At 49.5% G+C, this 380-nt stretch carries 1 protein-coding gene; it reads left to right on the forward strand.

Annotation, left to right across the window (positions count from 1 at the left end):
• Positions 1 to 380, forward strand: a 380-nt coding sequence (locus tag E0L35_RS26165) for a CHAP domain-containing protein (protein WP_138801779.1), incomplete at both ends; no start/stop codon positions are given.

A 380-nucleotide genomic window follows, 5' to 3' on the forward strand; every position in this document is an offset into this window, starting at 1 on the left:
ATCTACTCTTCAGATTACAGTTCTCTCGATCCGCAGGAATACGAAGATGACGCCGTATTCCGTAGCTATATCGACGACGAATATATGGGCCGCAAGTGGCAATGCGTTGAATTTGCTCGCCGTTTTCTTTTTTTGAATTACGGTGTGGTTTTTACTGACGTGGGTATGGCGTGGGAGATTTTCTCGCTGCGCTTCCTGCGAGAAGTGGTTAATGACAACATCCTGCCATTGCAGGCATTTCCTAACGGCTCGCCGCGTGCGCCGGTCGCGGGTGCGCTTCTTATCTGGGATAAAGGCGGTGAATTTAAAGACACTGGCCATGTCGCCATCATTACCCAATTGCATGGCAACAAAGTCCGTATTGCGGAACAGAACGTGAT

This window comes from Halomonas sp. ATBC28, from assembly GCF_005937175.1.
In the GTDB taxonomy this organism is placed as follows: Bacteria; Pseudomonadota; Gammaproteobacteria; order Pseudomonadales; family Halomonadaceae; genus Vreelandella; species Vreelandella titanicae.